Genomic DNA, 23,714 nt, shown 5'->3' on the forward strand with positions numbered 1-23,714 from the left:
TTTTCGTAAAACAGGAAATCGATTTACAAAAACACATGCAATAATAAGTATCAGGTTATGCCTGGCAATCACTTTGAAGTGGTTGCTGTAATCCGGCTTCTTTAATGTAGCTTTAATAATGTTATTATACGACTATCACTGATGAATCAGGTATGTAGAATAGCTATCCATACCGGCATGCAGATGTTTATTCATTACAAGATTAAAAAACAGCTCAACGCTGAACCACTATTAAACCATTTTGAAAGTATGAAAAGAATCACCAGTTTTAGCACATGTATTGCTTTGATATGCTTCGCATTTTCAGGAGTCCACGCACAAAAAAATAAGAATTTTCTGAAAACGTTCCCTAAAGGAGATTCCCCGCAGGAAATTGGCAAACGTATCGCAGATCATTTCGTTGGCACTGTCAATAAATTTATCGGCGAGGACCAACGCCCGCATTATATCCATTACCCTGTTACCTGCGCCTGGTCGGGTGCCTTGGAATTTGCTAAGCTGACGGAAGATAAAAAACTTCAGCAAGAACTTAAAGATGCCTATCAGCCACTGGAAGGGAATAGAAAAAGTATGGTGCCTGTACCCGACCATGTTGATTTTGCTGTCTTCGGTATTGTGCCTTTTGCACTCTATCGCCAGACCAGGGACAAACATTATCTGAACCTGGGCGTTTCCTATGCAGACAAACAATGGGGAAAACCCTTTGGCAAAAGAGCCAAAGCCAGTTCCTATTACTATTATAATAACGGGCTATCCTGGGAAACCCGTATGTGGATTGACGATATGTATATGATCACCGCCTTGCAAACCCAGGCCTATGTCACCACCGGCAAAAAAATATACCTGAACAGAGCCAGCAAGGAAATGGTGCATTATCTGGACTCATTGCAACAGCCCAATGGTCTGTTTTATCATGCGCCGGATGTTCCTTTCTTCTGGGGCCGGGGTAACGGTTGGATGGCAGTTGGTATGACGGAGGTGCTCAGGCTGCTACCCAAAAACCATCCGGATAGAGCCAGTATCCTTGAAGGGTATCACAAGATGATGGCCTCATTATTAAAATATCAGGACGACAGCGGCATGTGGCATCAATTAATCGATGACCCGAATGCATGGGAAGAAACCTCTTCTACCGGAATGTTTACTTATGCTTTTATTACAGGCGTAAAAGAAGGTTGGCTCGACAATGCCACTTACGGGCCCGCAGCCAGAAAAGCATGGCTGGCGCTCATAGGTTTTATCAATGAAAACAATGATATTACCAACGTGTGTGAAGGCACGAATAAGAAAAACGACCATCAGTATTACTTAGACAGAAAACGTAATACCGGTGATCTCCACGGACAGGCACCGCTGCTTTGGTGTGCTAATGCGCTGATCAGAAAAAAATGATACAGATTTGGCCACTTATAGTAATCTATAAGTGGCCAAATCTGTATATATTCCTAAAACGCAACTGCCAATTCTGCCGCAACAGACTACTTGTTTCATAACCAAACTACCAAAACGAAGTTAAGTGCGAAAAATCGAGGTAATCATTTATATTATTGATTGATAAATTATTATAAATTATACAATCTTCAATACATCTAAAAACTAACCAACGGAGATACAGATTTGGCCACTTATAATTAATTATAAGTGGCCAAATCTGTATATTTGCTTTTTAAAACCGCAAAATGATCATGGAAAAACTTATAGGTCGCGAAGAGGAAAAAGAGCTGCTAAAAGAATTACTAAAATCAAAAAAAGCGGAACTCCTGGCTGTATATGGCAGGCGCCGGGTAGGGAAAACTTATCTAATACACACTTTTTTAAAAGATCACATTGTTTTTCACCTCACCGGCACATTTCGAGCCCCATTGAAGGAACAGTTAATTCAATTTAGCGAATCCTTACAGATAGCAATCGGTTCCCCTTCGCCATTAAGAACACCTGATAACTGGATAAACGCATTCAGGGAATTACGTGTTTTTTTAACGCCAAAATTAAAAAAGGAAAAAATAGTACTCTTTCTAGATGAATTTCCATGGTTAGACGGAAAGCGATCTGGTTTTTTAAGGGCATTTGATAATTTCTGGAATAATTGGGCATGCTTTCAACCAGAATTATTAATAATTATCTGTGGTTCTTCCGCTTCGTGGATGATTACAAATATTATCAATAATCGGGGAGGATTACATAATAGAATTACAGCCAAGATGCCTATCGCCCCTTTTACTCTCGCGGAAACAGAAGCATTTCTGAGAAACGCCGGGTGCAAACTGGACCGTTATCAAATTTTACAAATCTACATGGCATTCGGAGGCATTCCACACTATTTAAATACGGTAAAAAAAGGTAGAAGTGCTAGCCAGATTATTGAGAAGGCCTGCTTTTCGAGACTAGGTTTATTAACAGGGGAGTTTGATAATTTATATAATTCATTATTTGAACTTGCAGACAATCATATTAAAATTGTCCGCGCACTTGCCCATAGTTCAAACGGACTCAGCAGAAATGAAATCATAAAAAAATGCGACCTAAGCAGTGGCGGCAGGGCAACAAAAATATTAAATGAATTGGAAAGATCCAGTTTTATTCAGGAAGTGCATCAATTTGGCAATCCGTCTAAGAATGCGATTTATAAGTTAATTGACGAGTATTCTTTATTTTATCTGAAGTTTATGGATAACAACAGCCAGGGGGGCAAAGACACTTGGGGCAAAATCAGTAGCGAACCCACCTATATTAGTTGGTGTGGCCTTGCCTTTGAGGCAATCTGTCTAAAACATGTGGAGCAAATTATTCAGGCCTTAGCCATAACAAAAAGAGTCGAAGCTTCTACCTGGAGATATGCACCTACCAAAGGCAGCAAAGAATCAGGTGCGCAAATAGACTTAATTCTGGATAGAAAGGACCACGTAATTAATTTATGTGAATTAAAGTTTTATAGTGAAAAATATGTTATTGATAAAAGTTATGCCAAAGCCTTAGAAAATAAAATGCGCTTGTTTAGAGAAATAGAGGCGCCTCGTAAGTCTCTATTTCTAACATTTATTACGACACATGGACTTATAGAAAATCAATACGCTGAACAATTGGTTCAACAGGCCTTAGACATGAATGTTCTTTTCAGGCCCGCATAGAATACATGCGGGTTCTTGTATAGTGCCATGTTAACCCCTGAAACTGATCAGTTCCAGACAGTGTCTGCCGCACCCTGCATACAGTATAACGTAACCATCACTCCTACCTCTAATAAAAACGACCTCCGAGACTGGCCATTGTCTAAATCTGACAATGCGTTTTAGATTCTCACCGCATGGCACCCAAATGGCGTTTCCAAGTTTAATTTCTCACTACCTTTGCGAGGCAATCAAAGACTGCTATCACAAAACCGCGATAAAGAACTAGTCCAATGAGAATCAAACTTCTTTTCTTTTGTATGCTCTGCGCCATAGTTGTAAACGTGCACGCTCAGGTACCCCAGCAAATTAATTACCAGGCCGTCATCAGAAATACCACTGGGGCGCCGGTTACCAATCAGGCGATTTCTCTAAAATTTACGTTTTACGCAAATGCGGCAAACGGTACCATAGAATATAGTGAGACGCAGTCCGTTACAACGAATAGTTTCGGACTGGTCAACCTGCAGATTGGTACCGGCACCCCTGTAGCGGGTAGCTGGAGCGCGATCGACTGGAAGGGTGCCATCCAGTTTCTGGGTGTGGCGGCCGATTTAACCGGAGGCAATACCTATACGGAATTATCCAACAGCAAACTATCCAGTGTACCATATGCCATTCAGGCGGAGCACAGCGCCGACAACAAATGGACAACAGACGGTCAGGACATTATCAATAACAATACCGGAGCTGTCGGCATCGGTGCCAAACCAGATGCCAGTGCAGCACTTGATATTACTGCCAATGGTAAAGGTTTGCTTATCCCCAGAATGACCCAGGCAGAATTGCCCCTTACACCGGCCGAAGGCCTCCTTGTTTATCAGACTGATAATACGCCTGGCTTTTATTATTACAGTGGTGGACAGTGGCATTCCATGAACGGCAATCAGCAGACAGCTCCCGCCGGAACGATCATTCCATTCGCCACCGGTCAAGTACCAGCGGCACTTGCAATCACACTGGGAGGAGTCGTTTCGACCGGATCAGCCATTGGCTTTGGATATAATACACCGGTCAATATAACCGGTGGCCAGGTTGATATTACCCCCTCTGGAAATGCAGCTTTTGTTATACCAAGAGCAGGTACGATCACCTCGATCTCCGGCTTTTTCAGCACGACATCAGCACTTAGCCTGATAGGGTCTACAGTCATGATTACCGGGCAGCTATACCAAGCCTTAGGACCAAACTCCAATCAATTTGTGCCCATACCCGGAGCTATTGTCATGCTAAACCCAGGCTTTACAGGACTTATCCCCATCGGAACGACTATCAGCGGATCCTCTACAGGACTCAGCATTCCGGTAACTGCCGGGACAAGGTTAATGATGGTCTATTCGGCATCGGTAACAGGGCTAGATCTCGTATTAAATATAACAGGGCACATCAGTGGCGGCCTTAATATTCAATAGCCTTACTATTTTATTTTTATGTATTCAACAGTAACCTGATTACATCAATCATGCTAAAAAAATTCTTCATAACATTCTGCCTCTATGGATGCCACTACATTAGTTTTTCCCAAACAATCGCCCCGCACGTAATAGGCAGTGGCGGTGGAAGCAGCACACTTAATGGATATACCATCGACTACAATATCGGTGAAATGGCTATTCAAACCGCAGGGAGTGGTCCGGTCATTACACAGGGATTTGAACAACCTGAACTGGGAGAGACGCCTTTGCCCGTTAAAGGCCTACGTTTGCAACTCACCGACGTCAATAACTATGCATATATCCATTTTTCTACCATACAGGAATTTAAAACAGATCATTTCATCGTTGAGCGTTCTGTTGACGGCCTGCGTTTTGATACATTAGCCACGCTACAGACCAAAGCTCCAGGAGGCTATAGCGCCACACCTCTATATTATACCTATACAGACCCACAACGGATCAGGGGAAAAGTATACTACAGGATTGTTCAGGTAGACCAGAACGGCGATTACAACTACTCGTCTGTTGAGTCTTTAAATGGTACGGATTCCCATACCGGGGAGACCATAAAAATTTTCCCCAATCCTGCCACCACACAAATACAAATTCAACTGGTTTATGCCGCTCCAAAGACGAAACTAGAAGTGTATTCCGTAACCGGCGTACTGATGTTGGACAAAGCCATCTCTCAACAAACGCGGGAGACAATCAGTCTGGACAAATGGCCGGCCGGCATATACATTGTTGTTGTCCGCAATACACAGGGAGTTGTACAAAGGACGAAATTCATAAAAAAATAGCCATGTGGCATACAGCGTAAAATAATCAGATCGTTACAAAAAAGCAGGCCCTTTCTAACAAGATAACTAGGGCCTGCTTTTTTACACGCCCTCCCTAAAGCTGATTAACAACAGCCGCCTCGATATCCGCATATGACAAAATATTTGTATTTATTGTAAAAATCCTACATAGAAAAATAATATGTTATTCATAAGGATTTAATTTAAAACGAAAGCTGTCGTAGAAAATTATCTAATTGTTAAATAAAATAAAACACCCTAATTTCACTTGTTAAAACGGACCCTGGTTTGCTGGAAAAAATAATGAATGGAGATCAAAAAGCATTCCGCGACTTTTATCTTTTATGGGAGGCGCGTATCTATACGTATTTCCTGAATCGAACCGAAGATTATATTCAAAGTCAGGAGCTTACACAAAATACCTTTATCAAGCTCTGGGAATACCGATCCACTTTAAGCACCGAGTATAACCTGGAAACGCAGCTTTTCAGAAAGGCAAAGCTTATTTATATTGACTGGCTGCGGCTACAGGCGAGTATGCGCAAACGTAAAACTGCGGAACTAGACTATGCAGCAGCAAATGCGGCCGCGGCAATAGGTGTTACGCCCTCTTCCCTGCCGGAAAAAATTGAAAAAGCCATCAGCCATTTACCTCCGATGCGACAAAAGGTGATTCGCCTTTCCCATATTCAAGGCTATGCCTATAAAGAAATCGCGCAGCAGCTCAATATTTCTGAAAAAACAGTTGACAACCATATTCACAAGGCCCTTAAACAGTTACGGCAAATATTAAACACCCTGTTGTTGATTTCGCTTATTTTCTATAGAATTTTTTAATTTTTTTTTCGAGAGTAGGGAATTTTCTTCTGCCAAACGTTACTACCCTTATTAAATGAATAGCGCATTTACACCTGAAGATATAGACAGATTCCTGAACAACGATTTGGAGGGGGAAAAGGCTGAAAAAATCGCCGCCTATCTGAAAGAACGCTCCGGTCAGGAATTAGGGCAGTATCTTTCGGATGAAGAATTCTATAGCACAAAACCGGTGGAAATTCCGCATACGATTCAATTGGTGATGCGAAAGACCGTCAGGCGAGAAGTCCGAGATGCGTCTGGCAAATGGAAAAAATCGCTGCTCATTGCCGCCTGTCTGATTGGCTTTTTTCTGACGGCGCACTATCTGTTGAAGTTGACGGCCCAAAATACAGAGGGTGACCTGGACCGATATACCCTGAGCAGAAAAACCATTCGCAACAGCACGGCCGGAGAAAAATATGTCCATCTGCCGGACGGTTCGGGTGTTCTGCTAAAACCTGATGCTTCGGTCAGCTATCAGGACAATTTTACGGACAACCGTTTTGTTTATTTGGAAGGAAAGGCCAGGTTTGATGTAAAACATAATGCCACCCGCCCGTTTACCGTCGTCGCCAACGGCATAGGTACGCTGGATATCGGCACCTCTTTTTGGATCAACAGCGATAAAAGCAAAGAAGAGATCACCGTTCAACTGCTGGAAGGACGCGTCGCTGTAAAATCGTTGGAAAATAGTTTTCCGGAAAAAAACATATATCTGCAACCCGGTCAGCAGATCCGCATCAAAAAGCGAGCGGGAGGCTATTTGGTCAGCAATATGTATGATTCCAAGCATCGAGATGCTATTGCGGCTACGGCCCCTTCGATCGGAGACAGACAAATGGTGACCACCTGGACAAATGCAGCTTACAGTTTCTCAAAGTCGCCATTACAAAAAGTATTCGAACAACTGTCCATCCGCTATCAGGTAGAGATCAAGATCGATCCCCATCTATTAGAGAACAGGGAATTTACAGGAAAGATTATGTATGCAGACTCGCTCAATATTTTACTAGATGCCATCTGTAACTTAAATCATTTGCATTATACCAGAAGTGGTAATACGATTCAGATAACAGAACAACAATAACAACTCTTTATAACAGCCTAAGACACACCTGTGGGTATGACAGGTGGGGGCCATTTATTGTGTCATTAAAATCAAAATCCATGAAACTTAAAGCAGGACTTGGGGCATTTCTTATGCTTTGTTCGATGGGATTGTATGCCCAACAATCCACCCCGGTGAGGGGAACCGTTATTACAGAGACCGGCACCACTCTCCAGGGAGTGTCTGTCCGTATTCTGGATAGGCAAACGCAGCAGAGCAATCATGTACTGAGTGACTCCAGCGGCACATTTACGATTAATATGCAGCAGGGACATTCCTATAATCTATACTTTAGCTACGTAGGCTATGCCAATGATTCCATTACCAATTTCCTGGTAACCAGCGGCGAGAAAAGCACCATTATGATGCGTATGCGGGCCAGCGACGCGACACTGTCGGATGTGGTCATTGTAGGTTACGGTACACAGAAAAAGATAGACCTATCGGGCGCTGTACAACAGGTTTCCGGAGAAGTCCTGGATAACCGCCCTATTGCCAATCTGGGTGCCGGTTTGCAGGGTGTCATCCCGAATCTTCAGATCACGCAAAACAGTGCCGCTCCGGGACAGGGAGCCACATTTAATATACGTGGCTATACCAGTATTAACGGCGGGGCACCTTTGATCCTGGTCGATGGAGTCGTGCAAGATCCTAATCTGGTCAACCCTAGTGATGTGGCCAGCGTTACGGTATTGAAAGACGCTGCCTCCGCAGCTATTTACGGCGCCCGTGCCGCCTATGGCGTGATATTGATTACAACTAAAACGGGTAAACACAATCAAACGCCTACCGTCAGGCTCAGCAGTTCCTATGCGACCAACAAGCTCCTGATCAACCCTAAATACATGAACTCCATGGATTATATCAATTACATGGACACCGCCAGTATTAATGCAGGAAACGGTGCGTATTTCAGCCAAAGGATCAGAGATGGTGTCACCGCCTATTTTAACGATCCGGCCGGTAATCCATATGTATTATATGACCCTAGCATTGATGTCACAGGATATTATACCTATGTGGGTAATACGGATTGGGCCGACGCACTATACGGATCAGGCAGTCTCCAGCAAAATAATATCTCACTAAGTGGAGGTTCTGAAAGAACCTCATACTATATGTCGTATGGCAATTCCAGACAAAACGGGGTTTTGACTTCTTACAAGGATTATTATCAACGCCACAATATCAATATGAATATCAGCTCCGATATTACCCCTTGGCTGACCGTCGCGGGTAAACTACGGTACACCTATTCCTTTGAGGACCACCCGTCCGGTGGCGGAAGCGGAAATTCAGGCATCACTGCAATCAGCGGGCAGTTAAAAAATGATCTGCGTCCCTTAATGCCCATCAAACACCCGGATGGTCACTGGGCGGGCCAGGGGTCTTTTACCAACCCCTTTGCTGTCGGTGCCGAAGGCGGGCATAACCAGACCAAGATCAATGACCTCTGGTTAACAGCTGCGGTAAAAGTAAAGCCTTTAAAGGATTGGAATATCAATCTGGATTATACCTTTAACCCCTATTCCAGCAACAATGAGTTCACCTCCCGGCTGTTCCAGGAATATCATGCAGACGGCACCTTCAATTATTATCCCTGGACCAATCCGAATGAGATCATTCTGACCAATCATAATGATTACTATCATGCATTGAATATCTATAGTGATTACAGCAAAAACTTCGGTCAGCATCATTTTAAATTGCTGGTAGGTTATAATGAAGAAGTCAAGCAATATAAAAATTATCTGGCCGGCAGAACCAATCTGATCGACAATGACCTTCCGGCCATTAACCGGGCTACAGGGCCTCAATCCGTAGACGGCGGGATTACCAGCTGGGCAGTACAGGGGTATTTCTTCCGCTTCAATTATGATTTTGCGGATAAATATTTTCTGGAATTCAACGGGCGTTATGACGGCTCCTCCAGATTTCAGAAAGGCCATCGCTATGTTATGGCTCCTTCCGTTTCCGGCGCCTGGCGGGTATCCCAGGAAAATTTCTGGAAAACCAATACCGGCCTGTCTAACGTCATCAATGAATTTAAGATCAGAGGATCATATGGCACGCTCGGCAATCAGCTGACCAGCACTGAGAACTATTTCCCTTACGTGTCTGCTTACGGCATCAATACGGAGCTGCCCTATATATTAGGTACCGGCAATACGCTTCCCGTATCTGTTTCTCCGGGCGCACTCGTCAACCCCAACTTTACCTGGGAAAAAGTAAGACAATGGAACGTCGGTGCTGATTTTGAATTCCTGGCGCACCGCCTGTCTGCTACAGTAGATGTCTATACCCGTTATACCATCGGAATGCTGACGGCAGGGCAACCGCTTACAGCGGTTCTGGGAGCAGCCGTACCAGTGGAGAACGCTGCGGATCTGAAAACGCAGGGATGGGAACTTAATGTAGGCTGGCATGATAAAATCGGTAATGACATGTCTTACCGACTCGGCTTTAACCTGGCTAATTCTAAATCCTATATCACCAAATTTGACAACCCCACCAATTACTTAGGAGAATTGTATGTCGGGCATAGAATCGGAGATATCTGGGGCTTTAAAACTGCCGGCTTGTTTCAGTCTCAGGACGAGATTAATAACTGGGCTGATCAGTCCCTGCTCTATAGTGGCACCTGGCATCCGGGAGATGTCAAATATGTCGATCTGGATGGAGACGGAAAAATCAGCAACGGCAATTATACCCTGGATTCAACCGGAGACTTGCGTATCCTGGGAAATTCTGAGCCGCAGTATCTTTTCGGGTTTAATGGTGGCTTCACCTGGAAAAACCTGGACCTCAGCTTCTTTTTCCAAGGCGTCGGCAAGCGAGACTATGTGCCTGATGGCAGATTTTACGGCATCGGTAGCCAGTGGGATGTTCCCATGGAGTTAACCTCTGATTTCTGGTCTTACGAGAATAGGGACGGCTTCCTACCCAGACCGTATATCGATGGCGGTCATGGAAACAGAGGCGGCCTGAATGGCACGCTTGACAGGTATCTGCAAAATGCGGCCTATATCCGGTTAAAACAACTGACACTGACCTATACACTACAGCGCCCGTGGATGAAAAAAGCTAAAATAGATAATATTCAAGTGTACGCTACCGGTCAGAATATTTTCACCATTACCAGCCTTTCCAAGTTATATGATCCAGAAAAATTAAGTCTTATGGATTACCCCAATACCAAATCCTACTCAGTGGGCATCAACATCACTTTAAAATAATTATAGTTATGAAAAACAAACATATATTTCTATACCTGCTTGCGGGATGGCTGTCTGTCACGGTTGTCAGCTGTTCCAAAGTATTAGACAGAGAGCCGGAGGATTCCATATCGGATTTAAACTACTGGCAAACAGCTGATGAATTGAAGCTTTTCTGCAACAACTTCTATCCTATTCTCTATGTACCTGATCAGAACGCAGACAATCAAAGTGATAACTGTGTACCAAACACGCCGGATCAGTGGCTGTATAACCTCACAACTGTCCCCTCCAGTGGCGGGGGATGGGCTTATACCAACTGGGCCTATATCAGAAATGCGAATTATTTTTTAACCCACTATCAAACGGCAACGGGTACCGAAAAGGAAATTAAAGAGTATCTGGCTGAGATCCATTTTTTCAGGGCCTATGAATATTTTAATAAAGTTAAGGATTTTGGCGATGTGCCCTGGATCAATAAGGATTTAAATGTAAACGACTCGAGTTTCCTTTACAAACCCAGAACGGATCGTAAAATAGTTGTAGACAGCATTATTGCAGACTTAAAGTTCGCCGTAGATAACTTACCCTTACCGGATCAGGTCGAACTTGGAAGATTACATAAATATGCAGCCGAACAGATGCTGGCCAGAGTCTGCCTTTATGAAGGCACCTGGATGAAATACAGAAACCAGTCTGGTTGGGAAACGTACCTGGAACAGGCCGTTACTGCAGCCAGAGACATCATGGATAATGGCGGTTATGCAATCTATAAACCTCAGTCTCAGTATTATTTCAAAGCTGGCGACGTGGTGGATAGCAAAACCCATACAGTGGCAGATAAAGATTATCTCCATCCTTATAAGGCGCAGTTTATCCAGGAAGACCTGACCAAGAATCCAGAATGTGTATTACCGAAGATATACCGGTTAGATCAGCTGACCAGCCGTCTGTCCCGTTCCGTCAATGAAGCCGGTGTTGGTGTCAGTAAAGACCTGATTGAGGCTTTTCTCTGCACGGATGGCAAACCCATTGCACTGAGTTCAATGTATAAAGGAGATGATTCCGCAATTCTGGAAATGCAAAACAGAGACCCCCGTTTAAGAAGTGAGATTGATAACCGTTTTCTCCCCAATTATCTCAACGGCACAACACCCATCTCTAATTTCCTGACCAACGTCAACAGCTCTTCACCGACCGGATACGTGGCCGCTAAATTCCGGAGTCCGGTTCCCGCTCAAAACGAGGCCAATCAGACCACCTACGACATGTATGTTTTCAGGTACGCCGAAGTGCTGCTGATCTATGCAGAGTCAAAAGCTGAACTAGGTTCTATTACACAAGGTGATCTGGATATCAGCATCAATCAAATAAGGGCCCGCTTGGATCAGCCGGATCTTCCTGGTGGGAAAATGGCTAGACTGACCGTCAATCCTCCGGCCGATCCGCGCGCGGAAATTAACGGACAGCCCCGGTACGGCTACCAGGTATCCCCGCTGATCTACGAGATCAGAAGAGAAAGAAGAGTGGAGCTTGCTTTTGAAGGGTTCCGTTGGGACGATATTGTCCGTTGGAAAGCAGGCAAACTATTGGAAAACCCTAAGACTGTCTATGGTATTGTTGCCAGTGATGCTGTGCAGCAACAATATGACAACTATTTCGGTTCCGATATTTTCAAAGGAACCCATGTCGTGACGATAAGTGACTGGGATGGTACAAAAAAAGTGGTGGCTCCTTATACGGTCCCCATGCGTAAATGGAATGACAAACTGTACCTGATGCCGATTCCAAGAGATCAGATATTACTCAGCAAGGGGCAGATCAAACAGAATCCTGGCTGGGAATAATACCTTCAGCATTCATAGGTGGGCCATTCGGTAGATGCTGAATGGCCCATCTATGTTTATGGCTGTTGCAAGTCTATCTTATGGCGCGGGTGAAAATAGGCGGAAAGCCATTAAAACAGATGAGGAGGGATGATCGCTCTTCAGCACAATAAAGGAGCCAAAGTAACGTTCAGCCTGGCTGCCATAGGTTACAACCATAAAACAATTAGAAGTTATTACAGGTTTGGCCACTTATTACTATCTAACAAATCCAACATTAAACCTATCTATCAACCCGACTCTTTACCTTTAAAAAGATTCGCGACAATCATAATCAGTCCAATAATCAACAAAAGATGGATTAGAAAGCCCGCTACATGATAAACTACAAAGCCAAAGATCCATCCGATGATTAATATGATGCCAATCACAAATAATATGCCTTTCATGGAGTTCTGTTTTAAGTGAGCAATAATTCCTCTTATCGTTTTAGGAAGCAAAATACCGGCCAAATCCCTATGACAAGTCTATAATAATCTACATGTAAGCGCATTGCTTGAAAACAAGGGATTTCAGTTAACTGGCATGTCACGGCAAACCTCTGACAAAAACAATAACCGCTAAATTATCGAAACCCACTCCCCCTTTTGTATAAAATTGTCCCCACTGACACTATTGTAGGCTATTCGTATAGTCTATACGTGGTCTCAGGGTACTTAGACAAGGTTTTAAAGTTTTAAAAAAATACGTTTTTTATACAAAAAGTAAAGAAACCCAAATTGAATAATAGCCACTCCCGTCCACAATAATGCTTCATGAAATCTTTCGGGCGCCAGATGCATCAGTCCGCCAAATATTGCTTCGGAGGTGTATTTAAAGTTAATGATTCCATGGGAGGCCATATAAATTAATATGGAATTCATGCCGAGCCAGATAAATGGCCTGCACCACAATTGCCATTTGAGAACATCAATTATCAAATAAAACACACCCAGCAAAAGTAAGCTACAGCCGGCGCAAAATACCACAAATGAACTGGTCCAGATATTTTTATTGATCGGGAACCATATATTCCATAAAAGCCCGAGCAGTAAACAGATCACACCCGCGCCCAGCAACAATATCGCCTTTTTCACAGGCGTAAATGCAGGATTACCGTTTCTAAGAAACCGTCCCGTAAAAACGCCAAGCAAAGCCGTACCTATTGCAGGAATGGTAGAAAGATAGCCTTCAGGATCATAGTCACCTCTTAACACCAGTCCAGGCAAAAACTGGCGGTCCAGATAACCGGACAAATTACCTTCCGGCGTCAGTACACCGGCCCCGAAACCGGGAACTGGCACCCAGGACATCAGCGCCCAATATCCCAATAAAAGCACAAAGAGCCAGATAAGCTGTTTTCTGAATGAGCAGTTCAAATAGATGATAGCGGCAAAAAAAAGGCTAAGGGAAATTCTACCCAGAACGCTGGCAAATCTTGTCTCGGCATAGCCGGGAAGCGCTAATGCGCCATTTACGACCATCCCCAGCAAAATCAAGGCAACACATCTGATGATAAGCGGCCGATATAGCTTTTGTTTTTGTTTCTTCCTTGCAAGTCCCTCCAGGTGATCCAGCTTTTTGCCAAACGAAAACGGCATGGCAATTCCGGCGATGAAGATAAACAGCGGGAAAATCAGGTCATACATCGTAAATCCGTTCCAGGTGGTATGGTGGAGTTGCCTGCTTACACCTTCAAAAAAGGGTAGATGGGTGGCATTCGCCAGCCCATGAAAAATCCCCTCACCACTAACGATCCAGAACATATCAAAGCCTCTTAACGCATCCAGAGAAGTCAGTCTCTTAGATGGCAGTGTCTTATCTGACAGCATACACTATATATTTGGCATTAAAACAATGACAATACATAAACAAAAAACACCATTAAATAAGGATTCTTCTGACCATCGTCTTCATAAGCAACTTTCTTCGAACCATTATATATAAGCTACCTTTCACTGCAAACGCCCCGTTACTTATACATACGACTCTTGCTCAGCATTGTATTGCATCGCCCAATCGGCGGCCGCTAATCATCTCAATATGAAGAATCACAAACCTTATCTACCCTGCATCTTTAAAGTCAGTTTTGAGCATTTCCGTCTCTCTTATTACCGACATTAATTGAATGCGTCATCTAATTTAAGGAAAAATGAAATATAAAACATAATTTATTTTATGTCTTCCCGAATAAACATCGTTACGATCAGACGTTCTTGTAATAAAGTATAATGATTCAAACAGTCATTAGCAGCCAATGTAAGAACCGTATGATCTCAAAACACCGGAGATAATACCCTTAACCTAAACTCTAAGCAAGACCGCTCAAATATCCTGATTTTTCCGTTGTCATCAAGCACGGTCCTGCCCGACTTGCCCTTCTCCCCTTTTTTTCGGAATCTGACATCCAGGATAGCTTGTCAAAACTGCTCTAATATTTTCAGAATCAGAATTATAGTAACGCAAAAAAAAAGCACAAATCAACCAACCAAAATGTATGACCAAATATCTTTCTATTCTTCATGCCGTTTCTGATAGTTTTTCTACTTTTGGAATCATTATCAATGATTAAAGTAGAGATGCTGTCAAAAATAAAGCGTACCTGCCTGTCAAGTTAAAATAGCGAATTATGGCACTTCATTTGGCCCATAGAATGGCCCAGATCAAAGAATCGGAGATCCGGGAAATATTAAAAGTCACCCAACAACCCAACATCATCTCATTTGCCGGCGGACTGCCTGCACCTGAGCTCTTCCCTATTGAAGCGATTGACAAAGTACAACATCTGGTGCTTCAGGAGTCCGGCACCACTGCATTACAGTACACCACAACGGAAGGTTTTGCTCTTTTACGCAGCTGGATCGCCAAGCGCATGAATAGCCGCCTGGGCACCTCATTTGACCAAGATAACATTCTGATTACACACGGTTCCCAACAGGGACTGGACCTCTCCGGAAAGGTTTTTCTAAATGAAGGTGACGTTGTTCTGTGTGAAAGCCCCACTTATCTGGCCGCTATTTCCGCGTTCAAGGCCTATGGCTGCCGGTTTATAGAAATCCCTACGGATGAAAATGGCATGGACATGGAAGTCCTGGAGCAAACATTAAAAGGGACGCCTCATATCAAACTGATCTATGTAATCCCCACTTTTCAGAACCCGACCGGCAAAACCTGGAATCTGGAAAAGCGCAGGCGGCTGGCAGCACTGGCGACTGAATTTAATGTTGCCGTTATTGAAGATAACCCCTACGGAGAATTGCGATTTGAAGGCGAAGATCTGCCCTCTATTAAATCCTTTGACAAAACGGGACAGGTTTTATGCACAGGCAGCTTCTCCAAAATCTTTTGCCCCGGCTTCAGAATTGGCTGGATCGCGGGCGACAAAAACCTGATCCGCAAATATGTTCTTATTAAACAGGGAACTGATCTGCAATGCAATACCGTTGCCCAAATGGTGATTGCCAAATATCTGGCGTTATATGATATTGACGAGCATATTCAGAAAATTAAAACGCTTTATAAAGATCGTAGAGATGTGACCCTTCAGGCGCTGGAAAAATACTTCCCGGACAGCGTTCAGTTCACCCGACCCGAGGGTGGCCTGTTCACATGGATGGAACTGCCTGAAGGGACCTCCGCCAGGGAACTGCTGTTACGTAGTCTGGAAAAAAAGATCGCCTTTGTTCCTGGAGGGTCCTTCTATCCTAATAACCCCAAAGAAAATACCTTAAGGCTTAACTATTCGAACATGCCTGAAAACAGAATTCAGGAAGGCCTGACAATACTCGGCCAGCTCGTTAAAGACTATTTGAAAGACGGGGCTGAAAAAATGAGCTGAAGGGCAAGCCTGGCAAACATCGGACGAGCTATTCAATATCGCATTATAAAAAACCGAATGAAAGACCGTATTTAAAAGTGTTTCTACGACTTTATTGTATGTAGACAGCAGGCAACCGTACCTGCTCTTTTGCAAACGGCAGTCGGCCGCTAGCCAGGCAAGCGGAAAAAATCATTACAAATGCTTCAGTTTTTCCTCCTCAATATCTATTCGATGTAGGTGTTTTCTTATCACATCTTCATCCAAACTTTTGTCTATTTCATTTTTAGCCAATAGCCATAGCCTTTGTTGGGCCAGTAGGTCGGCATACACCTCTTTTATGTCCACCGAAATAGAAGACTCCGTATCCCCTATTTCTTTGTTTTTCCATTTACTGGTTAACTGGTACAAAAATGGATGGGTCTGCGTTTGTGATGTATAGTTTTCCGAGACATATTGCAAGGATCTTGTTGCCAGTTCTTTTTCTATCAAATCGTCGGCCTGCGCTTCGGGGATATAATCTTTAAAATCAGGCAGCTTTATTTTCCGGATTAGATGTGGCAATGTTAACCCCTGCAACAAAAGCGTGCATAGGATAACAATAAAAGTTATAAACAAAATTAAATTCCGCTCGGGAAATTCAGTTCCGTCTTTTAGGTAAACGGGTATGGATAAGGCCGCTGCCAGCGAAACCACTCCCCGCATTCCGGCCCATCCCAGCACCAATGGTCCCTTAAGGCCCGGATTGCGGCTATCCGCAACGGTAATGAAATTTCGCATCACCAGCGTTACGACAACTGCTCCATAGGCGGCTAATATTCTGCCGAGTATCAGTACGGCGGTAATCAGCAAACCATATCCAATTGCCGATGAGAACCCAACCCCTTTTAACCCGGCCGTGATCTGGGGCAAATCAAGGCCGATGAGTAAAAATACCAGGCCATTCAATACGAAAACAAAGCTTTCCCAGACGTTCACACCCCGTAACCTGGAAGTACCGCTCAAAAAATGATATCGTTTATTAGAAAGCAGCAAGCCGCCGCTTACCACCGCCAAAACGCCTGAACTATGTACTTCCTCCGCCATCATATACATGATATAGGGCGTAACAATGCTTAAGACAATATCCATATTGGCATCCGTGGGTAAGAACCTTTGTATTTTCATAATGATCCAGCCTATCAATAAACCAATACCTGTACCGCCTATCAGCATCCATGCAAAACTAAGTGCTGCATGATACCAGACAAATTGCCCGGTCGCCACTGCAACCAGCGCAAATCGGAATATAATAAGAGAGGACGCATCATTGAGCAAGCTTTCTCCCTCTAATATGGACGACACCCGCTTCGGCACCTTTACAAACTTCAAAATAGCACCGGCGCTGACCGCATCGGGCGGAGAGACAATACCGCCCAATAAAAAGCCTAAAGCCAGTGAAAACCCGGGGATAAAGGCGTTGGCTACAAAGGCAACGGATAGTGCCGTCAGAAATACGACGACAAAAGCAAAGCTGCAAATGATGCGCCTCCATTTCCAGAGTTCTTTCCATGAAATTGACCAGGACGCTTCATATAACAATGGCGGCAGGAAAATGACAAAGATAAGTTCAGGCGAAACATGTATGGCAGGTATCCCTGGTATCAGGCTCATAATCAGTCCCGCGACCACGAGTAACACAGGATAAGCTATCCTGATTCTATTTGCCAGCATTATTAAAAACACGATCACGATAACAAGAGCGAGCAGATAAGGAAAATACGCTAACATAAGGTATAATTATTTATTCAAATTTTTATAAACCTTTTCCTGAGCAATATTAATTATTGCGGATTGTATACATGGAAATGCCAACACACCTGTTTGCTTCTTTATCAAAAAAATAGCCATCAATATGTTTGCCTAAAGATGGGCCTTTTATTAAATCATAATGGAACAAGATCGCCAGCCTCCCACGGCAAGTTTCCACACCCCGGATCCTATAATTAGGCGTCAACATTGTCCGGTTTCACAAGATCTTCCATCATATGACGCCTCAGCAATACAAATCTAAACAATTTCGGATTCCCCTGACAATATAAGGCAGGCAAACCGTAATAATAATCTTTATAAACCTGAACCAGCTGATCATTCAGAAATTTGTCCATCAAGGCGCTGCTGCATAAACATTCCTTATGCTACAGAAAGGCTGAAAAAAGAATCCTTCCACTTTTGGAAGCACTGGCGGTTGGCTTTGTAACGGTCAGTCCACTGAGCAAAGAGCTTTTGACAGGAGCCACTGATGAAAATACTCAACTTTAATTGCATTGTTAATAAACAGATGCTCTGCGGGATTTACCTTATTTTCATAGGGATTAAAATTTTTACATCTTCATCTATCAAACATTTCGACCCCATGCGGCATCTGTTACGAAAATCCGGCAAAGCGAATAAATGGCTCCTCTTGTCTGCTGTCCCCTACATATTAGTCAGCCTGTTCATGGCAGGCAAGGCATTCTCGCTGCATGCCCAGACTGTCAACCAGCTAAGTAGCCCCGACGGTCATATCTCTATGCAACTGTCCACGCGGCAAAACGAGTTACATTATTCCGTGAAGTTTAAAAGTCAGCAACTCGCTGAAGGCAATATCGGATTTGCATCGGGAGACAACGCGGACGTTGTTTATGGGCAGCAGGTGAAGTCGGTGACCTTAATCAATGCTCAAAAGAAGCAGCAGCGCAGACTGACTACCAGAGGCAATCATAATACGGCGACCATCATTAAAAACCAGTACAACTTTAAAATTACTTCCAAGGACGGAAAAACGGATTTCTGGTTAGCGGTCAACCTGTATGATAACGGCGTCGCCTACAGGTACAGTGTCCTGCCGGAGGGCCGGGCGCTTACCAGAGAAATGAGCCATATTTCCCTGCCGGGCACGACAACCCTTTGGTGGCAGGAAGATATACATACGTATGAAGGTAATTACAGGTCCGCCCTATTCAGCCAGTTAGGGGACAGCCTTCAGCTGGGCATGCCACTGACCTTACAGTATAAAAACGGCCTCTACGGCGCGCTTATGGAAGCCAATATATTTGGGTTCGCAGGCAGTCATTTCAGCCATTATAAAAATGACAGAACCCTGGAATATACGCTGGCCGGCCCCGTACAGCCGGGCAACCGGGACACGCTGCATAGTGGATGGCAGATCATGGCTATTTCCAATACACTGAACGGCTTAGTGAATAACGATATTGTCCGTGATGTCAGCGCCGCACCTGACAGGCAATTATTCCCTGACGGGGAGTATACGTCCTGGATCAGGCCGGGTCAGAGTATCTGGACGTGGATGAGTAAGAAAAGAGATGTTACGCCTGAAAATATCAGGCGATTTACTGATTTTGCGGCAACCCTTAAGATCCCTTATAACCTGGTGGATGATGGCTGGGTGACATGGAGCGCCGCAGGAAAAGATCACTGGCAGCTCTTGAAAGAACAGATCGACTACGCCAAAAACAAAGGCGTGGGTATCTGGGTGTGGCAGGCCTATCCACCTCATAATGGCACACCGGGGCTAAAAGACACGGCTTATATGCATGCATTCTTTGAAAAATGTGCCAGTTTGGGTGTCAAAGGCATGAAAATAGACTTCATCAATGCGGAGACGCAGGAGAAAATTGCATTTTATGAACGCGTGGCGAGAGCAGCCGCCCGGTACCATCTGATGGTAGACTTTCACGGTGCCAATAAGGGTACCGGCATGGAATACACCTTTCCGAATGTCTTGTCTCAGGAAGGCGTAAGAGGCCTGGAACAAAAAGACAATGAACACTGGCCCTATCTCAATACCGTGCTGCCGTTTACCAGGTATCTTTGTGGCCCGGCAGACTACACCCCCGTCAGCTTTGAGCCCTATGCTTCTTCCACCACGATGGCGCACCAGGTGGCCACGGCTGCGATTTTCACCTCTCCGTTTTTATGCCTGGGTGCGGATCCGGGGGACTTAAGCAAGAGCATCGCACTGCCCTTCGTCAAGCAGATTCCCGCCACCTGGGACGAAACCATTGTGCTAAAAGAAAGTAAGATAGGCGAGATAGCTGCCTTTGCCCGAAGAAAGGGCACTACCTGGTATCTGGCTGTCATCAACGGCGACGGCTCCCATACAGCGGATATAGACCTTTCTTTTCTGGGCGGAAAAAAATATACGCTGACGGCCCTTACCGATAAGCCAAACGCAAGAGAAGGTCAGGTCACCGTACAGAAAAAAGTGAAAAAGAATACGACCCTACACGTAAACATGCCTTCCGGAGGCGGGTACCTGGGTATCTTTAAAAGATAATGCATCAGGCAGGCAGTTCAACTTAAAGAATCTGCAAAGAAAAATCCCCCTGAGACAGCTTACTAAAAAGCCTCAGGGGGATTTTTTTGCCATACACCTATGGTGGGGCGGCTGTTCATCTGATCCTAACCCTTGCGGGCCAGCTCGATCATAGCGGAAATTTCCTCAACAGCCGCGTCATTGCCGCCGCCAAAACCGGTAAGCCTGAAACGGATCTTTCCATTGGGGTCGATCACAAACTTCGTGGGAATACCTGTTATACCATATTTCTCTACGACCATATTGTCGCCGCTGACGGCAGGCTTACGGTCAAGCAATACCCTAAAGCTATAGTTATTGGCACTGATAAACTTTTTAACCTGCTGGTCTGCATCCGGTGTTCTTTCCCAGGTATCTATAAAGAGAAAAACGACATCCTTATCAGTGGCGTATTTATTGACTGCCATTTGCATAGCGGGGAAAGAGCGCTTGCAGGGACCACACCAGGTCGCCCAAAAATCAAGTATCACCGTTTTACCCAAATAATCTGACAGCTGCACGGTCTTGCCTTCCATATCCTTTAAGGAAAAATTTTGGGATGGCAGATCCAGCATGGTCTCAGGTAATTCCTTCAGAAACTTTTCATGCAGCTGCTGCATGGCTGTTGCCAGGTAGCTGTCAAAATCAGGGCCGTCTTTTTTCACCTTGGCATACAGTACTTTTAACTGATCCTTCAGTGCTTCTGAAGCGGCCCCATTGCGTAAAGCTTCATCTCCTATCTCAAAAGCTTTTTGCTCCTGGCCGGACCGGCTCAGTACCTTCATATAGGTCATATAGCTTTCCGGGGAATGTTCTTTTCTGGCATTAAAAGCCTTTTCAATAATCGGTAAAGCCTCGGTGAATTTGCCTTCTTTTGTCAGGATGCCGGCGTAACTCTCCAAATAACTGGGATATCCTATGGCTGCAAAGGCTTCGGGGCCTTTGGCAGCGTGCTGCTCAAAGTAAGGCGCCGCAACGTCTATGGCCTTTTTGTATAGCATTTTGGCTTCATCCAATTGCCCGGCTCTTAGCAACGCGCCCGCGGCGCCTGCATAACCCTCTCCTTTCCAGAACTTTGTCACTATCTGATCTGCGTAAGATACTGCTTTATCATATTGCCCCGTCTTTATATAGCTGCTGGAGATGGCGTTTCTGATGTAATCATAAACAATATTTTCCCCCTCATCCAGGACTTTTCCCTGCTGATCTTTTTTCTCCGGCAAGTCGGTCAGTAGCTTTTTAAATAGCTGCTCCTGCTTAGCAGGATCTGTCTGTTTGTAGATTTCCTCTGCTCTGTTATTGAGGACGGTAAAGCCTTTGGGAAAGGTCTGGATAATTACTTTATTTAATGAATCCGAACTCTGATCCTGTCCCAGGGATTTCAGATAATAAGCGCCCATCGCCATTTTCTTTTCATTACGGCTACCGGCCAGTGCATAAGCTGTTTTACGGACACTGTCCCGGTCTGCCGCTGTATTGCTTTTAAGCCAGCCGGTCACTTGCTTTTGAATACTGTCCAGCTCAGCCCTGTCTGCCTGCTTATTTTGCGCCAGTACGGTGACGCCTGTGCTGCATAATACCGCCGCACAGAAAAGTGTTTTTATTGCGTTATTTTTATTTTGCATAATGGATGCGTTTTATTATAAGTTTTAGGTAATAAAATTCAGATTAATGACTATTACTATAACCCGGATTCTGCGTCAGCGCTGGATTGGCCAGTATCTGTTGAGCGGGTATGGGGTAGAGTACATCTGTGGATTGCCAGTCGTCTTTAACAGGTGCCAGAAGGTCATCGGCCCGGCTGGCTTTGCCTTGCAAGCTCGGCCATCTTTTAAGATCCAGCCAGCGGTGGCTCCACTCTCCAAACATTTCCACTTTATATTCCTGTTGGATGGCCAGCATCAGAGCACTCTGGGTAAGTCCATCTAACGGTTCCAGGCCCGCTCTTAGACGGATGGCGTTTAGATCTTCCAGGCTACCGCTGAGATTTTTTTGTTCCGCGCGCGCCTCAGCACGGATCAAATAGACCTCGGCCAATCGCAACACAACACTATACTCATCTCCGGTGCCGGCCCGGTCTTTATATTTATGCACGTAATAATATTGCTTGTCCGATACCGTTGCTTCCATCACCCAATCTTCGCGCCTTTTGTCCCCTGGCTCAAAGGCCTCTCCCATTGAGCTGTATAGGATATAGGCAGGAAGTACGCCGTCCGGCGCCAGGAAGTTACTCCCATAGGTAGAAATACCGGTCACATTTGCGATCTGCCAGATAATCTCCTTACTATCCTTGGTAAAGGTTGTATTCAGGTCCATGTTCAGCTGATAGGCTGAGGCCTGTAACACTTCAGAAGCCACTGATGCCGCCTGCTGCCATTTTTTCTCAAAAAGGTATACTCTGGCCAGCAGCGCCCTGGCCGCATCTTGATTGATTCTCGCCCTGTCGGCAGAGGGATAATCTGCGCTGAGCAGCCCCACTGCCTTAGTAAGATCCGTTTCAATCTGTGCCCAGACTTGCGCCTTGGGTGTTCTGGCCATATGCGCCGCCTGATCAATATCTGTGGAAAGGATCAGCGGGACATCTCCATAAAAATTCACCAGGTAAAAATACATAAACGCCCTCCAGGTCAAAGCTTCGCCCATTAGCTGATTTTTAAAATCAGTACCCAGAACAGCGCTCCCGTTTAATCCCTCAATCACCTGATTGATCTGAAACAGCTGACTGTATCCATAGGCCCAGATATTGTTATTATTCATCGCGTTGTCAACAGCCACTGCATTGGCCGCGAACTGATCGTAATCTGTGGAACTGGCACTGTACCGGACGTCATCCGCGCTGGATCCGGTAACACCGGTATAATATAGTGAGATATACCGTAAAGCCGTGCTGTTATACAAACCGAGCACAGCACTTGTGGCGGCACTTTGCGTATTAAAAGCTTCTTTGACGCCTATAGAAGTACTGGGCGCATCGAGGTCTACAAACTTACTACAGCCCGGCGTCAACACCAACAGCAGTAGTATCGCTATCCATGGCGCCGCGTATTTATTTTTATGATCAAAAAGTCGATTCATGATTTATTTTTTTCAGTGAGTATACTGGGGTAATTAC

The 23,714-nt window shown here is 44.7% G+C and carries 15 protein-coding genes; 10 read left to right on the forward strand and 5 right to left on the reverse strand.

Going from position 1 to position 23,714, the window contains the following annotated elements:
• Window positions 1-249 precede the first annotated feature (249 nt).
• From K9M52_RS00450 to K9M52_RS00485, 8 genes are all read left to right on the forward strand, one after another.
• Window positions 250-1,392, forward strand: coding sequence for a glycoside hydrolase family 88/105 protein (locus K9M52_RS00450; RefSeq protein WP_224070100.1), 1,143 nt, complete (start codon window positions 250-252; stop codon window positions 1,390-1,392).
• Window positions 1,393-1,685: 293 nt separating this feature from the next.
• On the forward strand, window positions 1,686-3,128 hold the full coding sequence (locus K9M52_RS00455) for an AAA family ATPase (protein ID WP_224070101.1): 1,443 nt from the start codon (window positions 1,686-1,688) through the stop codon (window positions 3,126-3,128).
• Between the two features lie 272 nt (window positions 3,129-3,400).
• Entirely contained in the window at window positions 3,401-4,579 is a 1,179-nt protein-coding gene (locus tag K9M52_RS00460; RefSeq protein WP_224070102.1) for an exosporium glycoprotein BclB-related protein, read from the forward strand.
• 50 nt (window positions 4,580-4,629) lie between these two features.
• A complete protein-coding gene (locus tag K9M52_RS00465) occupies window positions 4,630-5,403 on the forward strand; it encodes a T9SS type A sorting domain-containing protein (RefSeq protein WP_224070103.1) in 774 nt (257 codons plus the stop codon).
• Between the two features lie 288 nt (window positions 5,404-5,691).
• Window positions 5,692-6,240 carry an RNA polymerase sigma factor gene (locus K9M52_RS00470; protein WP_224070104.1) on the forward strand — a complete coding sequence of 183 codons (549 nt, stop codon included), beginning with the start codon at window positions 5,692-5,694 and terminating at the stop codon, window positions 6,238-6,240.
• Window positions 6,241-6,295: 55 nt separating this feature from the next.
• A complete protein-coding gene (locus K9M52_RS00475) occupies window positions 6,296-7,348 on the forward strand; it encodes a FecR family protein (protein WP_224070105.1) in 1,053 nt (350 codons plus the stop codon).
• Window positions 7,349-7,428: 80 nt separating this feature from the next.
• Window positions 7,429-10,605 carry a SusC/RagA family TonB-linked outer membrane protein gene (locus tag K9M52_RS00480; RefSeq protein WP_224070106.1) on the forward strand — a complete coding sequence of 1,059 codons (3,177 nt, stop codon included), beginning with the start codon at window positions 7,429-7,431 and terminating at the stop codon, window positions 10,603-10,605.
• A gap of 8 nt (window positions 10,606-10,613) precedes the next feature.
• On the forward strand, window positions 10,614-12,431 hold the full coding sequence (locus K9M52_RS00485) for a RagB/SusD family nutrient uptake outer membrane protein (protein ID WP_224070107.1): 1,818 nt from the start codon (window positions 10,614-10,616) through the stop codon (window positions 12,429-12,431).
• 269 nt (window positions 12,432-12,700) lie between these two features.
• Here the strand turns inward: K9M52_RS00485 and K9M52_RS00490 are convergent, their stop codons facing one another.
• Both K9M52_RS00490 and K9M52_RS00495 read right to left on the reverse strand, forming a co-directional pair.
• On the reverse strand, window positions 12,701-12,859 hold the full coding sequence (locus K9M52_RS00490; protein WP_224070108.1) for a lmo0937 family membrane protein: 159 nt from the start codon (window positions 12,857-12,859) through the stop codon (window positions 12,701-12,703).
• A 279-nt stretch (window positions 12,860-13,138) separates the two neighbouring features.
• Window positions 13,139-14,281, reverse strand: a complete 1,143-nt coding sequence (locus tag K9M52_RS00495; protein WP_224070109.1) for an acyltransferase family protein — start codon at window positions 14,279-14,281, stop codon at window positions 13,139-13,141.
• A gap of 797 nt (window positions 14,282-15,078) precedes the next feature.
• On the opposite strand from K9M52_RS00495, the gene K9M52_RS00500 reads away from it, so the two are divergent.
• Entirely contained in the window at window positions 15,079-16,287 is a 1,209-nt protein-coding gene (locus K9M52_RS00500) for an aminotransferase-like domain-containing protein (protein ID WP_224070110.1), read from the forward strand.
• A gap of 174 nt (window positions 16,288-16,461) precedes the next feature.
• Here the strand turns inward: K9M52_RS00500 and K9M52_RS00505 are convergent, their stop codons facing one another.
• Window positions 16,462-18,036 carry a Na+/H+ antiporter gene (locus K9M52_RS00505; protein ID WP_224070111.1) on the reverse strand — a complete coding sequence of 525 codons (1,575 nt, stop codon included), beginning with the start codon at window positions 18,034-18,036 and terminating at the stop codon, window positions 16,462-16,464.
• Between the two features lie 625 nt (window positions 18,037-18,661).
• Here K9M52_RS00505 and K9M52_RS00510 point away from each other — a divergent pair.
• Window positions 18,662-20,584, forward strand: a complete 1,923-nt coding sequence (locus tag K9M52_RS00510) for a glycoside hydrolase family 97 protein (protein ID WP_224070112.1) — start codon at window positions 18,662-18,664, stop codon at window positions 20,582-20,584.
• 125 nt (window positions 20,585-20,709) lie between these two features.
• Here the strand turns inward: K9M52_RS00510 and K9M52_RS19065 are convergent, their stop codons facing one another.
• The gene (locus K9M52_RS19065) at window positions 20,710-22,227 is read right to left on the reverse strand and encodes a TlpA disulfide reductase family protein (protein ID WP_317197278.1); all 1,518 of its coding nucleotides are present in this window, start codon (window positions 22,225-22,227) and stop codon (window positions 20,710-20,712) included.
• 43 nt (window positions 22,228-22,270) lie between these two features.
• Window positions 22,271-23,677 carry a RagB/SusD family nutrient uptake outer membrane protein gene (locus K9M52_RS00520; protein ID WP_224070113.1) on the reverse strand — a complete coding sequence of 469 codons (1,407 nt, stop codon included), beginning with the start codon at window positions 23,675-23,677 and terminating at the stop codon, window positions 22,271-22,273.
• Window positions 23,678-23,714 lie beyond the last annotated feature (37 nt).

This window comes from Arachidicoccus terrestris (assembly GCF_020042345.1).
Classification (GTDB): Bacteria; Bacteroidota; Bacteroidia; order Chitinophagales; family Chitinophagaceae; genus Arachidicoccus; species Arachidicoccus terrestris.